The following is a 12,956-nucleotide window of genomic DNA, read 5'->3' as shown; positions in this document are numbered from 1 at the left end:
TGGAGCAACGAGGTCCTTGAAAGGATTCGCCCAAGATTTAAAGGGTTTAAAATCCGAAATGAATTTAGCTCGTTCTAGTGGTAAAGATTATACAAACAGCCTAAAAGGATTGCGTGAGCAGTCAGATATTCTTACGAGACGATTTCAAACTCAACAAGAGAAGGTTAAAGAACTCAGACATCGTTATGAAGAATCTAAGAAAGCAAAAGGTGAAGATGCAGAACAAACAAAAAATCTTTCTGCAGAATATAACAACGCTACAGCGCAAATGAACCGTACAGAAACTCAACTTAAAAATATCAATAAAGCAATCGATGATCAGATTAATCCTTTAAAGCGTTTGGGTACTCAACTAGATTCAACAGGTAAAAGTATGCAGTCGGTTGGGAGAAAGATGACGGACTTCGGTAAAAGCTATTCTATGCGAGTAACCGCACCTATTGTTGCAGGCGGTGCTGCTGTATTTAAAGCTTCAGTTGATTTTGAATCTGCTTTTGCAGGTGTAGAAAAAACCGTCGACGGTTCAGCTAAACAAATCGATAACCTAAGACAAGGTATCAGAGACATGGCCAAAGACATTCCTGCCACCACAGAGCAAATAGCAGCTGTCGCTGAATCTGCTGGACAGTTGGGTATTGAGACAGAGAAGGTAGAAGAATTTACCCGAACTATGATTGACTTAGGTGAAGCAACTAATTTAACGAGTGAACAAGCTGCAACTGAATTCGCTCGATTCGCTAACATTGTAGGCATGAGTCAAGATGACTTTGATAAGCTAGGTTCCACAATTGTTGCGCTTGGTAACAACTTGGCCACCACCGAATCGGAAATCAGTAGTATGGCTATGAGGTTGGCCGGTGCAGGTGCTCAAGTCGGTTTGACTGAATCACAGATATTAGCATTCGCTGGTGCATTATCCTCTGTAGGTATTGAAGCAGAGGCTGGTGGTTCAGCTTTTAGTAAAGTCATGATTAATATGCAATTGGCAGCAGAACAAGGCGGGAAAGATTTAGAGAACTTTGCGAAAGTTGCGGGTGTTTCCGCAGAAGATTTTAAAAAGGCTTACGAAAAAGATGCGACAGGAGCGATCATTAGTTTCATTGATGGTTTATCCACAGCAGAAGAGCGTGGATTATCCGCCATTGGTATTTTAGATGACATGGGTATTAAAGAAGTGCGATTACGTGATACGTTACTTCGTGCTGCAGGAGCAACAGATGTATTTACAGAGGCGGTCAAGATTGGATCGGACGCGTGGGATGAAAATACGGCATTAACTGAAGAGGCTGAAAAAAGATACGGCACCACAGAGTCACAATTAAAAATTATGTGGAATCGCATAAAAGATGTTGCGATTAGTTTAGGTGATGCATTGGCTCCCGCAATTATGGATGCTATTGATGCAGCAGAGCCTCTGATTCGAAAGCTAGAAGAAGGTGCACAGGCATTTTCTAATATGGATGAAGAGCAGCAACAGACTATTCTTAAATTAATTGGTTTAACGGCCGCCATTGGTCCGGCATCGATTGCATTTGGCGGATTTACAACAATGACTGGCTCTGCTCTTAGAGGAATTGGGAATCTAACAAAAGCGATCGGTAACAGGGGTGCAGCTGGTAATACTTTAAATAGTAGCATAGCGGGATTGGCTGGCACCGGTGGAAGCTTACCTATCCTTGCCGGCGGATTAGCTGCGGTGGGGTTAGCATCGTATGGTTTGTATAAACACTTTAGCCAAGAATTAATACCAGAAGTCGAGTTATTCGGTGATGGTGTATCAAAAACTACAGAAGAGTCTCTAGGTAGTTTTTTAGAACTAAATTCAGAAGCTACAGTTTTACTTAATGAACTTTCCTGGACTGGTAAAACAGTATCAGAAGATATGAAAGATTCGATGGTAGAAACTTTCGGAGAAATGAAAGAACAAATTGTATCCAGTCTTCAAGAACAGAAAATCGAAAGCCTAGAGGCCGTAAAGGAATTATTTAAAGAAACAAAGGACATAAGTGCAAAAGAACAAGCAGAGATATTAGAAAGTGTCACAAAAAGTTATGACGAAAGAGTTAAGCAAGCTGAAGAGAGTTATGCAACAGCAATAGATATTATGAATAAAGCTTATGAAGAAGGCAGAGGTATAACTGAGAAGGAACAAAACGAGATTAATCGCTTGTTAGAGGAAGGTCAAAATACGGCAATAGACATTATGACTGAAAGCGAAAAAAGAACAAACGATTATCCTTGAAAGAATGCGGGAGCAAGCTGATACAATCACTAAAAGACAAGCATCAGAAGTTATTTCAAACTCTTACGAACAAAAGAACGAAGTAGTAAAAGAAGCCGAAGAACAATTTTATCAACAAAAACTCGCTTTTGAAAATGCGCGAGATGTCACTGGTGAACTATCAAAAGAACAAGCAGATAAACTCATCGAAGAAGCCAGAAGGCAGAAAGATGAAACTATAGCTAGCGCAAAAGAAATGCACGAAGCGGTAATTAGTGAAGCTGTTGAAAAAAATCCAGAATTAGTTGAAGAAATAAGGTTAACGACTGGAGAAATTAAAACTGAGTGGGATAAATCGATGGATAACACAATTAAAAACTTTATGAGTTTGAATAAAAGTGCTAAAGATACGTTTAAGGATATAAAGATGTCGTTCACCGGAGATAGCATTACAATGAAAAAACCACTCATCAATAGGTGGTTTGAGTTACAAGAAGACGCTTCGAGGATATGGGGAAATATTAAAAGTATATTCCAACGGAAAATATCTGTTTCTGCACCAACCATAAGAGAGCCTAACTATCAGACCAAATCATCAAATATGGCACGATTTGAATACGCAAACGGTACAGATTATCACCCAGGAGGGACATTTTTGGCTGGTGAAGAAGGCTATGAATTAGGTCGTCTCGGTAATCAATGGGAAATGCTTGATTTCGGTATGTACAATCGACCATCTGGTTATCAAGTTTTTACGCACGATGAAACGAAAGGTATATTAAAAGCTTTGAATCGTATACCTGGATATGCGACAGGTGCTAGACCTAGTGGAGAAGCGAATCGTGTTATTGATAGTTTAAACAACTCTAGTTCTGGACAGATGACGGGCGAAGCAGTCATTTATACAACAGTAATCAATCAAATGGATGGAAGAGAGTTAAGTAGACAAACATATAAACACGTTACTGAAATGCAGAATCGTGACAAGAAAGTGAGGGAGCGCTTTGCAACATAGTAAATTAATATTTAATGGCGAAACAAAAGAATGGCTATTTTTACTTGAAGGACGTCAAAAGTCTCCTTTTGCTCCTATCACTAATAACTTATTGCGTGTACCTGGTAAAGCTGGAGCATATATTCAATCAAGTAAAACAGACGTATTATATATCAATCAACCTGTGGGCTTTATAGTTGAAGATGATGTTGACGCTCTTGATAAGCTAGATCAGTTAAAATCTTGGTTATTAACAAGTGAACCAGTCGAGTTACAATTTCCTGATGAACCTGATCGCGTTTACTACGCAAAAGTCGAAGGTGATATCTCTGATTTTGCGCGTTTTGGAAACCAGCGAAGAGGAACGATCACTTTCATATGTCCGGACCCATATGCATACGGACCTGAGAGAATCTACACCTTCCATCTGATTACGTCTCAGTGACCAATGAAGGCACACATGAAGCAAAACCAATCTTTGAGTTAGAAGTATTAACACCTGTCACGTTTGCCATGATACAGAATCAACATGATGAATATATGCTGATTGGTAAACCGACAACCGTACAACAAACACTTGTGAATGACCGTAATGTTGTATTGGACGAGCGCGGAGAATCACTTTCGAGTTGGCAAACGTCACCCACTGAAATCGATGGAACGAATACGGTCATTGGGGGAACGATAGGAACAGACGGAACAGGAGTTGTACCTTCTAGTTATGGTACTGGACCAGCGTGGCACGGTCCTGCCTTAGTGAAAGAAATTCCGGTCATTCAAGATTTTGAAGTGGAAATGAGATGTCGTGTTGAGTTAGATCGTTCATCTGACACTTTTAGAATTGAAACATATTTGTTTGATGAGGGTTTAAATGTCATTGGTAAATTGGCTATTGTTGATAATACAATAAATATTAGTCAAATAGCTGCCGAAGGCAGATACGGTGATTTTAGAGGGATTAACGAAGGTTATGCCATATCGTCAAGAAATTATTTGAAACGTGGTCAACATTTCCATGGTGTTTTACGATTAACGAGAAGAGGTAATAATTTCGAATTTTATGTTGCTAGGTTAGCAACAGGTACTGTGATACCTAAACATTATGATGTCTTAAGAGTAAGTTACACAGATACCAGTCAAACTCTAACAGGTAAGTTAAAGTATGTACAGGTGCACTTTGGTAAGTTTGGAAGCTCTACATCGGCGACTGTACCTAGAATTAATCAATTGAAGGTTACTGAGTTAGTGCAAACAACAGAGGACCAAACGCCGTATATTGCCTATCCAGGAGATATGATTACGTTTGATCATAAAGATGAAAAAATGCTATTAAATGGCGAGAGCGTTATGCGTTTAAAAGACTTTGGCGCAAGATTTTTTGAGCTTCAGAAAGGACCGAACGAGTTCGTTGTTCATCCATCTGATGCGTTTAATGTCACTATGAAATTCAGAGAAACGTTTAAGTAGGAGGTGAGAGATATGATTCACGTCATAAACGGTCAAAATGATGAGCTTATGGATATTATATCTGATCGTGAAGTATTGTTTAACTCACATAAACAATCGTTAGAAAATCAATTAGAACAATTTGATTTTGAATGTCTACCTAATTTAAGTTACGCAGATAAACTGACAGACCGCAATCGCTTAATCATTCCGTCAGAGGACGAAGGATATATTGAGTTTATAATCCAAAACGTAATTAAAACAAATGATCGAATAGAAGTTTATACTACTGCAAGCTATCTAGACCTAATAAAAGCTAAAGTGATTTATCCAATAACGCTTACGGATTATAACGCTACTGCGGCGCTTAGTTTTGTGACGAATGAAACAGAGTGGCGGCCTGGTACTGTCGAAAGTGATGCGTTACGCACCATCACAATTGATACGCACACCAACCCTTTTACAATGCTAAAACGAGTGGCCAATGAATTTGATTTAGAATTACGCTTTCGCACTGAAACAGACGGCAATCGCGTGACTAATCGCTATGTTGATTTACTTGATCGTGTGGGTACCTGGGACGGGCGAGAAGTAACGTTCGGTAAAGACCTAGACAGCATTGAACGTTCAGAGGACACAAGCGACATCTATACAGCATTATTGTGCTTAGGTCCAGAAGGTATTGAGGGTAATCGGTTAGGAGCGCTAATAGAAGATGAAGATGCTTTAAGGCGCTGGGGTAGGCCAGACCCGATAACGGGAGAACTAAAACACTTAATCGGTATCTATGAGCCACAATCAGAACACTTAGACATGACATTATCAGATTTAGAACAATATGGTCGTACAGAGTTAAACAAGCGTATCAATGCGGTTATTACTTATAGTGCGAATATCGTTGACTTAGAACACGTTCCTGGCATGGAGAATAAAAAAATACGCTTTGGTGATACGATACGTATCAAAGACGAAAAGTTTAGTCCGCCATTATACGTTGAAGCACGAGTATTTGAACAGTCACGTGATATATTTGAAAATAGTTTGAAAGAAGTAAAACTTGGTGATTTTGTTGAATTTACAGAAGAGCAAGTGTTAGCTATTTGGAAACAATTGCAGGCGGAAATAAAAGAAAAGATCAGCGCTACAGAGATGCTTGAGTATACGTATGATAAGCACACAATTGATGACAAAGATGACATAGTTTTCACTGAAGGTAAAACATTTGCTGAGGCAGTCGGTATTGATGCTAAATCACATGCTGATACAGTTTCATCAACTGCCGAAACCAATGCTAAAAACTATGCAGAGGACAAATCAGCGGAAGTATTACAACAAGCGCTTGCTTATGCTGTTTCACAAACGGCATACGACAGTAAGATGTCTGAAATAGCAAGTGATTTAGCTGATAAATCAAGTGTTGAGTATGTGGATGGTCAACTAGTAGATAAAGTTAATGTTGGTGATGTATACACTATATCAGAGATAGATAATGCCTTATTAAATAAAGTATCTGTTACACAATATCAAACTGATATGGATGGTATTGTGCAAGATATAAGTGTGAATAGTACACTAATCGGTCAAAATCAAGAGGCGATTGCTTTAAAAGCTAATCAAACTGACGTGGATGCTTTGAGTGGTAAAGTAACAGACAACAGTGCGCAATTGACTGTACAGGCTGGTCAGATATCAAGCAAGGTAGATGCGACTTATGTTCAGGGGCTATTGCTGATATTGAGGTTGGTGGAAGGAACATAATATTAAATAGCGATGAGCTAGTGAATAATAGCGGGTACCCCAATAAAACATACCAACTATCAGAAACAATAAAAATAGGAATGTCCTATACGTATCAAATAAAAGGGCAATTATCAGAAGACCAACACTCGTGGTTGTTTTACAGTGGTGGTACGCCTTTTGGTGTGATTTACCAAAATGAAAAATACGATACTGAAAAAGGGATTTATTATGGAACTTTTCAAGCTACTAGGGAAGTTAATGATATATCTATTTATGGCTTCCCTAATTCAAATTTAAACTCTAAGATTGAGTGGATAAAGCTAGAAAAAGGAAACGTAGCAACAGACTGGACACCAGCGCCAGAAGATGTTCAAGCCGAAATCGACTCTGTTTATTCTTATGCCGAATCCGAAATCAATCAACTAGCAGGACGAATCAATTTAAAAGCAGACTCAACCACTGTCGATAACATGAACACTCGTTTATCTAACGCAGAAATAGACATCGATGCTTTAGATGGAGCTATTACATCTAAAGTAGAAACAAGTACATTTAACACTTTGAAAGGTCGAGTAGATACTGCAGAAACGACAATTACACAACAAGCTAATGAAATTAATTTGAAGGTTAACAAAAATGGTGTTATTGGTGATATTAATCTCTCGAGTGAAGTTGCGTCAATTAATGCTAGTAAGATTAATCTCGTCGGTGCTGTCACCGTTTTATCTGACATCACTGGTAACCTAGGCACAATCAATGCAGGGACGATTAATGGTATAGATATTAACGGTGTTAATATTAGTGGTAGCCGAATCACTTCAACGTCAACAGCTTATCCGCCATGGACTAGAACTGTCGAAATAGATGACGGAAGTATACTTGTAAGGGCAAATTCATTACAAAATGGCATAAACTACAACAATTTTTTTGCTACACAGAATGGAGATATTTTCCTTAGAGAAACGGGAGATGGAAGTGGGGTTTCTTATGATTATTCTGCAAAAATATACTTGTCGGCGCGTTCGTTAGCTTTAAACAGCGATTCTGGCATGTTAATTGAATCAAAAAGAACTGCCACAAACGCATACGATCCTGTCAATATCGTTACACCTTATGCATCAACTCAAATCGGTCCAAGAAATAGTGAGTATTCGCATTTCAAGACCAATGCATCTAATGGTTTTTATTTTTATGACCCCGTGACCATTACCGGAGATATAAGATTGAACGGAGCAGGTCGCGTCCACAACGGCGGAGACGGTGTGACTTATGTTCAAGGAAATACATCTGTAAGAGCAACGAAATATTTATCTGGAACACTGACACCTATGTACGCTTCAGCCTTTAATAACGGTTCTTTAGCTTCAACTAAAACTGATATAAAGAAACTGAATATCAATGCGATAGATATTCTGAAAAATCAAGCAGAACTATATTCGTATTATTTGAAAGGCGATATTGAAGATGGTGTTTATATCAGTAAGATGGGCTTTGTTATCGGTGAAGGGTATAAAACGCCGTTTGAAGTCTTATCGGCTGATGGCGAAGCTGTTGAAGGTTATGCTCATAGTACTTTAAATACAAAGGCAATCAAAGAATTAATCAGCATCACTGACGATCATGCAGACAGAATTAATTTTCTTGAGATGGAAAACCAAATATTAAAACAACGACTAAACCAATTAGAAGGAGCTGCTTAACATGCAATTAAAAATCGACAACATTAAACTATCAGGTGCCATTCAGATATTAGATCGACTTGAGTTGAAAGGTTTAAAATCCGTACACCGGACACGACTCATTCGTTTGCTGAGTGACAAGTTGAAAAATGTAGCAGAGGAAGAAAAGAAACTAAAGGAAAGCTATGCGGCAAAAGACGACGAAGGAAAGCCAATCATCATTGATGACAAATACGATATCGAAGAAACAGAGAAGCTCCAAGTAGATTTGGAAGCTTTTTTTAATGAGAAAGTTGTAATTGATGGTGGCGATAATCAAGTCACAATCAAATCAGTCAAACAATCGCTTGAAGAATGCGACATTGATTGGTCCGGACAACAAGCTCATGATTATGCGAATCTTTATGAAGCTTTTGAGGGAGGTGACGAATAATGAATATCCAGATTACGAACGTCAGCATGCGCTATGTCGATGGTCAGATTGATTCTGTACAGGTACATTTCAACGGTCAAAATGAAGAGCGAACAATCAATCTAAATGGTTATATTCCACTGACTGCAGAACAATATAAAGCAATGAAGCGCCAAGTGTATTGATTGATATTGTTAGACAAGAAGTGGCTACTAAGATTACGAATTAATCATCTCATTCCGAGGTGCTTTTTATATACCGATAATTTTTATGTCTAAATTTTTAAGGGGGTTACTATGTCACAAAAAGAGGGTGTGGAAGAAATGCCAATCTGGCAGGACCATGAGCGTAGAATTACAACGCTAGAAAATACATTTGCTAGTATGTCGCATGAAATGAAAGATGTGAAAAATGCAGTAGAGAAAACGGGTAACGAGCAAAAAGAGCTTTTGAATACGCTTATTGATCATCACTTAGCAACAAACAAAATGAAGCTATCAAACTTTTGGAAACTTATATTAAACATTACTGGAGCAGGCGGATTGTTAATAACAGTCTTCTATGCTCTTTTTCAATTGATTACAAATTTACTGTGAGGAGTGGAAAAATGATGGAACAAGTCTTATTATTTGCAACAGTATCATTGCCGATTGTCACAGCAGTAGTGGAACTGGTCAAGAAAACAATCAATTTACCTAAAAATTATTTACCATTAATCAGTGTTGTTGTTGGTTTAATCGTTGGTGCTATTTCTTATCCGTTTACTGACTTTGAGTTAGTGTTAAGATTGTGGGCTGGTGGATTTGCTGGTCTTGCAGGAACAGGACTGTTTGAAATCTTAAATAAACGTGACGGTATGACTAAAGATGTTGCTTAGTGCAGCATCTTTTTAATTTAACAAAAAAAGGAGACGAGTAAAAATGAATATTAAAACTCAACTTGTATCACAAGTCGTTATTAAATCTAAAACTTATGGCAGTAAAAACGGTAAAAAGTTTATCACTGTACATCAGACTGGCAACACAAGTCGTGGAGCTAACGCACAAGCGCACGCAAACTTACAATCACGCGATAACGTCCGTTCAGCTTCTTGGCATTGGCAGGTAGATGATAAAGATGCTATTCAGTCATTTCCGCATGATGCGCAATGCTGGCACGCAGGAGACGGTCAAGGTGATGGCAATTTAAACTCAATCGGTATTGAGATTTGTATTAATAGCGATGGCGACTATAAACAAGCTGTTAAAAATGGTGCTAAACTAGTCGCAAAAATATTAAAAGACGAAAATCTTACTATCGATAAAGTTAAACGTCATTATGACTGGTCGCGCAAGAATTGTCCTGCACAAATTATGGCGGGCAAGGACGGCATTGGGTGGAATGACTTTATTAACTTAGTTAAAAACGAATTAAATGCACCTGTCGTTGAAAATAGCGGTGACTACACTGTAAAAGCAGGCGACACGTTATATTCGATTGCGAGAAAGCTGAACACGACTGTAGACAATTTAATCACGTTAAACAACATCAAGACACCTAACTTAATTAAGCCTGGACAGAAACTTAAAACGAAAGTTGTTGAAAATAAGCCGCCATTAAAAACATTAGACGAGGTTGCGGAAGAAGTTATTGATGGTAAGTGGGGTAATGGTAGCGATCGTTTAATCGTCTAAACAAAGCTGGTTACAATGCTGATCAAGTGCAATCGAAAGTTAATCAGTTAATGACAAGACCTAAACCTAAAAAGTCGATTGTGCAAATGGCTGATGAAGTAATTGCAGGAAAACATGGCAATGGTCATGAAAACCGTCGCAAATCGCTCGGAATTAGCGCGTCTGAGTACGCTAAAGTCCGCGTAGAAGTTAATAAGAGAGTATAGAGTTAAAGCCCTTCACATCATCGTGAGGGGCTTTTTACATTTGATTTCGTATTTTAATTAAAGTTTCTCTTAGTTCTTTTAATTCTTTCTCCCAAATTTCTTTAAAAAACTGAGCCGTTCTTATTCCAGAAGGATTATGCTTATCATTGGATATAATACCATCTTCGAATCTCAAAAGTAATATAACTCTTTCCATTCTTTCTAGTATTTCTTTCTCGTTTAGACTTTTAATGTCGGCCATAATTCCCCTCCTCTAAATTTGTCTTATAATGTAATATTCTGTATTCAAGTGGAATTTTCCTGCTAAATAAGATATATTCATATTATCAAATTCTCTTATCACGCAGGAATATGTAAATATTCTGTCGAATATAGTAAATGACAGATGAAAGAAGGAGTGTAGACACATGGCTTTGTTTAGCGGAAAAGAGACAGAACCTAAAATGACTAAAGCAGATATTCAAATGGCTGAATTCATGAAGAAATATCAACTAGAAGAATTTGATGAAAAAGATATGATTATCATTAAAAAGATAGCAAGTAATTTAGCGGAAAATGGATTACTTAGAGCTGGGATGTCTTTAAGATATTCCAAAGCTGAAGAACACGCTAAAGTAGCATATTTATCGACATTAACAGAGCAAAACTGGATGATTATTAGACAACTCAGTCGATTAAATAGTAACATTGAAAAACTTGTTGATAAATAAAAAAGAGAGACACTACCATGAAGTAGTGTCTTTTTGAGCCTGTATAGTGTTTTATTAATTTTATGAACAATCACTCTACCAAATGAACAAAGCTCCCCAGTTCGTCTTATTCTATCCAAGAGTGGTGTTATTGGTTAGGAATAACATTATTCAACCTAAGACGTGATACGACGTTAATTATATTCCACACATGTGGAGTGTGTGGCGTTGATGTCTAGGGTGGATGGATAAGAAGAATTGAAGTATTGATGGAATAAGGTTTGTAGGGTTTCGCTTAAGTTTATTTTATGTGAATAAACGGGCGGAACCCTTTTTGTTATTGGCTTTAGAAGCACTGAAATTCTAGGTTGAGTTGATAGAATGACTTTTTGGTAGGGGAGTTGATAGGTTAGATGTAAGGTGTAAAATGTGCTATATTTAGACTAATCATATAGTCGGAAAACACGTAGAATATAATTAGTCTAAATGAATATGAAATGTAAGTGCCAGGAGGTAAGGAGATGTCAAATCAGCGCAAGGTACATTTTATTCCGCCCAAACCTATTAAACGCGAAAAACGAGTGGGAATTTATTGTCGTGTAAGTTCAAACAGTATGGAACAATTAAATAGTTTAACAACACAAGTATCGGCCTTAACTAGATTAACAGCGTCTACCACCCCCTAATTGGTTACTTGTGGATACATACATAGATATTGCATCCGGAAAAGCAAAGTCCAACCGCAAAGCATTTAATCGTCTGATAAAAGATTGTGAGGAAAAAAATATAGAAATTATTATAACGAAAAATATTAGTCGATTTGGTAGAGATACGGTTGAAGTACTTGAAGGTTGAACAAATTAAGAGAACTGGGATTTCGTGTTATTTTTGAACAAGAAGGATTAGATACAGCGGATACGGATAGTGCCTTGATGATTTCCATTATCGAATCCATTGCCCAAGCTGAAAATGAATCTCGAAGTGAAAACATTAAATGGGGATATAAACCTCATGCCGCCCAAAGAACTTCTAAACTATATAATAGGAAATGCTATGGCTATGAAAATGATGAAGATGGTTTATTGATTATAAAGGATGAAGAAGCTATAAATGTTCGGTTAATTTTTAATTTATATTTACGTGGCCTTAGCATTATTGCTATAAAAAGAGAATTAGAGAGACTAGGAATAAAAACACCGACTGGAAAAGAAAAGTGGAGTAAAAGAACGATTGATGTCATGCTGAGCAATGAAAAGTACATAGGTGTAGTTAGGTTACTAAATACGGGAGAACATCAAGAACATTATGTATCCGAAAATAATCATCCAGCAATCATTTCAAAGGGAAAATTTGAAGCGGTACAGGTAGAAAAGAAAAATAGAAGTAATGTTGTGAAAACTGAAGATGGCCTAAAAAGAAAGGGTAGGAAGTATAGTTCGAACAGAAAAAGTGTTGATGTAAAAAACAGTTAGAAACAGGAGACTATAATATGAATGAATATTTTAAAAATGATGTAAATACACCTAATCCCGGATCAAGAGAAAGTTCTGTTCATTATAGTAATGTTAGGTTCAAAAAGGCAAAGAAACAGGCCGAATTAAATCCATTCCCAATTGATAAGGTTATTGAATATATAAATGATTTTTTAAATGATATAGGTGTGAAAAAAGTGAGTTCACCTATGGTAGGTGCAACAAGTATTGATTATGATTCAATAAAATCACTAATAATCTAAATGATGTACGTGATATTGTATGGCTTAAATTTACAAAGGATGGGTATATTGGTGTTGTTGCAGTGAGTAATGATATAAACTTTGATACTCCTAGGTCAGAAGAAGATTATAATAAAAAAATTAAAGTTTTTAATAATTGGAGTAAACAATATGAAGATAGA

General features: G+C 37.2%; 17 protein-coding genes. 16 read left to right on the top strand and 1 reads right to left on the bottom strand.

Annotated elements, in window-relative coordinates; genetic code table 11:
• Window positions 1-109 precede the first annotated feature (109 nt).
• From JCM19043_RS14775 to JCM19043_RS19085, 12 genes are all read left to right on the top strand, one after another.
• Complete coding sequence (locus JCM19043_RS14775) at window positions 110-2,242, top strand: phage tail tape measure protein (protein ID WP_197274839.1); 2,133 nt, start codon at window positions 110-112, stop codon at window positions 2,240-2,242.
• Between the two features lie 4 nt (window positions 2,243-2,246).
• Window positions 2,247-3,236 carry a hypothetical protein gene (locus JCM19043_RS14770; protein WP_062323695.1) on the top strand — a complete coding sequence of 330 codons (990 nt, stop codon included), beginning with the start codon at window positions 2,247-2,249 and terminating at the stop codon, window positions 3,234-3,236.
• Window positions 3,226-3,660, top strand: a complete 435-nt coding sequence (locus tag JCM19043_RS18320) for a distal tail protein Dit (RefSeq protein WP_062323693.1) — start codon at window positions 3,226-3,228, stop codon at window positions 3,658-3,660. The genes JCM19043_RS14770 and JCM19043_RS18320 overlap by 11 nt, the downstream gene beginning before the upstream one ends.
• Window positions 3,657-4,682 (top strand): phage tail domain-containing protein, encoded by a 1,026-nt coding sequence (locus tag JCM19043_RS14760; RefSeq protein ID WP_062323691.1) that lies wholly within the window; start codon window positions 3,657-3,659, stop codon window positions 4,680-4,682. Before JCM19043_RS18320 ends, JCM19043_RS14760 begins: the two co-directional genes overlap by 4 nt.
• A gap of 12 nt (window positions 4,683-4,694) precedes the next feature.
• Window positions 4,695-6,419, top strand: a complete 1,725-nt coding sequence (locus tag JCM19043_RS14755) for a phage tail spike protein (RefSeq protein ID WP_062323689.1) — start codon at window positions 4,695-4,697, stop codon at window positions 6,417-6,419.
• 20 nt (window positions 6,420-6,439) lie between these two features.
• The gene (locus tag JCM19043_RS14750; RefSeq protein ID WP_062323688.1) at window positions 6,440-8,101 is read left to right on the top strand and encodes a hypothetical protein; all 1,662 of its coding nucleotides are present in this window, start codon (window positions 6,440-6,442) and stop codon (window positions 8,099-8,101) included.
• A 1-nt stretch (window position 8,102) separates the two neighbouring features.
• On the top strand, window positions 8,103-8,513 hold the full coding sequence (locus tag JCM19043_RS14745) for a DUF1617 family protein (protein ID WP_062323685.1): 411 nt from the start codon (window positions 8,103-8,105) through the stop codon (window positions 8,511-8,513).
• A complete protein-coding gene (locus JCM19043_RS16625) occupies window positions 8,513-8,677 on the top strand; it encodes a hypothetical protein (protein ID WP_156321441.1) in 165 nt (54 codons plus the stop codon). The genes JCM19043_RS14745 and JCM19043_RS16625 overlap by 1 nt, the downstream gene beginning before the upstream one ends.
• Window positions 8,678-8,788: 111 nt before the next feature.
• The gene (locus tag JCM19043_RS14740) at window positions 8,789-9,088 is read left to right on the top strand and encodes a hypothetical protein (protein ID WP_062323683.1); all 300 of its coding nucleotides are present in this window, start codon (window positions 8,789-8,791) and stop codon (window positions 9,086-9,088) included.
• Window positions 9,089-9,102: 14 nt separating this feature from the next.
• Window positions 9,103-9,369, top strand: a complete 267-nt coding sequence (locus tag JCM19043_RS14735) for a holin (protein WP_062323682.1) — start codon at window positions 9,103-9,105, stop codon at window positions 9,367-9,369.
• Window positions 9,370-9,412: 43 nt separating this feature from the next.
• On the top strand, window positions 9,413-10,165 hold the full coding sequence (locus JCM19043_RS14730) for an N-acetylmuramoyl-L-alanine amidase (protein WP_062323680.1): 753 nt from the start codon (window positions 9,413-9,415) through the stop codon (window positions 10,163-10,165).
• A gap of 50 nt (window positions 10,166-10,215) precedes the next feature.
• Window positions 10,216-10,371 (top strand): hypothetical protein, encoded by a 156-nt coding sequence (locus JCM19043_RS19085; RefSeq protein WP_082394588.1) that lies wholly within the window; start codon window positions 10,216-10,218, stop codon window positions 10,369-10,371.
• Between the two features lie 34 nt (window positions 10,372-10,405).
• Here JCM19043_RS19085 and JCM19043_RS14725 read toward each other — a convergent pair whose 3' ends face one another.
• Complete coding sequence (locus tag JCM19043_RS14725) at window positions 10,406-10,612, bottom strand: hypothetical protein (protein WP_062323677.1); 207 nt, start codon at window positions 10,610-10,612, stop codon at window positions 10,406-10,408.
• 166 nt (window positions 10,613-10,778) lie between these two features.
• Here JCM19043_RS14725 and JCM19043_RS14720 point away from each other — a divergent pair, with 166 nt between their 5' ends.
• From JCM19043_RS14720 to JCM19043_RS14710, 4 genes are all read left to right on the top strand, one after another.
• Window positions 10,779-11,081 (top strand): hypothetical protein, encoded by a 303-nt coding sequence (locus JCM19043_RS14720; RefSeq protein WP_062323675.1) that lies wholly within the window; start codon window positions 10,779-10,781, stop codon window positions 11,079-11,081.
• A 675-nt stretch (window positions 11,082-11,756) separates the two neighbouring features.
• The gene (locus JCM19043_RS19080; RefSeq protein WP_197274838.1) at window positions 11,757-11,915 is read left to right on the top strand and encodes a recombinase family protein; all 159 of its coding nucleotides are present in this window, start codon (window positions 11,757-11,759) and stop codon (window positions 11,913-11,915) included.
• On the top strand, window positions 11,912-12,532 hold the full coding sequence (locus tag JCM19043_RS14715) for a recombinase family protein (RefSeq protein ID WP_197274837.1): 621 nt from the start codon (window positions 11,912-11,914) through the stop codon (window positions 12,530-12,532). Before JCM19043_RS19080 ends, JCM19043_RS14715 begins: the two co-directional genes overlap by 4 nt.
• Before the next feature lie 17 nt (window positions 12,533-12,549).
• Window positions 12,550-12,795 (top strand): hypothetical protein, encoded by a 246-nt coding sequence (locus tag JCM19043_RS14710; protein ID WP_062323673.1) that lies wholly within the window; start codon window positions 12,550-12,552, stop codon window positions 12,793-12,795.
• The last annotated feature ends 161 nt before the right edge of the window (window positions 12,796-12,956 follow it).

It is taken from the genome of Halolactibacillus sp. JCM 19043, from assembly GCF_001310395.1.
In the GTDB taxonomy this organism is placed as follows: Bacteria; Bacillota; Bacilli; order Bacillales; family Amphibacillaceae; genus Halolactibacillus; species Halolactibacillus miurensis.
The sequence above is the reverse complement of the archived record's forward strand: the minus strand, read 5'-3'. Positions and strand labels throughout refer to the sequence as shown.

Coding starts and splice junctions, on each gene's coding strand:
- JCM19043_RS14725 (WP_062323677.1), bottom strand. CDS start 10,612: ATGGCCGACATTAAAAGTCTAAACGAGAAAGAAATACTAGAAAGAATG.
- JCM19043_RS14730 (WP_062323680.1), top strand. CDS start 9,413: ATGAATATTAAAACTCAACTTGTATCACAAGTCGTTATTAAATCTAAA.
- JCM19043_RS14740 (WP_062323683.1), top strand. CDS start 8,789: ATGTCACAAAAAGAGGGTGTGGAAGAAATGCCAATCTGGCAGGACCAT.
- JCM19043_RS14710 (WP_062323673.1), top strand. CDS start 12,550: ATGAATGAATATTTTAAAAATGATGTAAATACACCTAATCCCGGATCA.
- JCM19043_RS14745 (WP_062323685.1), top strand. CDS start 8,103: ATGCAATTAAAAATCGACAACATTAAACTATCAGGTGCCATTCAGATA.
- JCM19043_RS19085 (WP_082394588.1), top strand. CDS start 10,216: ATGACAAGACCTAAACCTAAAAAGTCGATTGTGCAAATGGCTGATGAA.
- JCM19043_RS14770 (WP_062323695.1), top strand. CDS start 2,247: ATGCGGGAGCAAGCTGATACAATCACTAAAAGACAAGCATCAGAAGTT.
- JCM19043_RS14755 (WP_062323689.1), top strand. CDS start 4,695: ATGATTCACGTCATAAACGGTCAAAATGATGAGCTTATGGATATTATA.
- JCM19043_RS14720 (WP_062323675.1), top strand. CDS start 10,779: ATGGCTTTGTTTAGCGGAAAAGAGACAGAACCTAAAATGACTAAAGCA.
- JCM19043_RS14735 (WP_062323682.1), top strand. CDS start 9,103: ATGGAACAAGTCTTATTATTTGCAACAGTATCATTGCCGATTGTCACA.
- JCM19043_RS16625 (WP_156321441.1), top strand. CDS start 8,513: ATGAATATCCAGATTACGAACGTCAGCATGCGCTATGTCGATGGTCAG.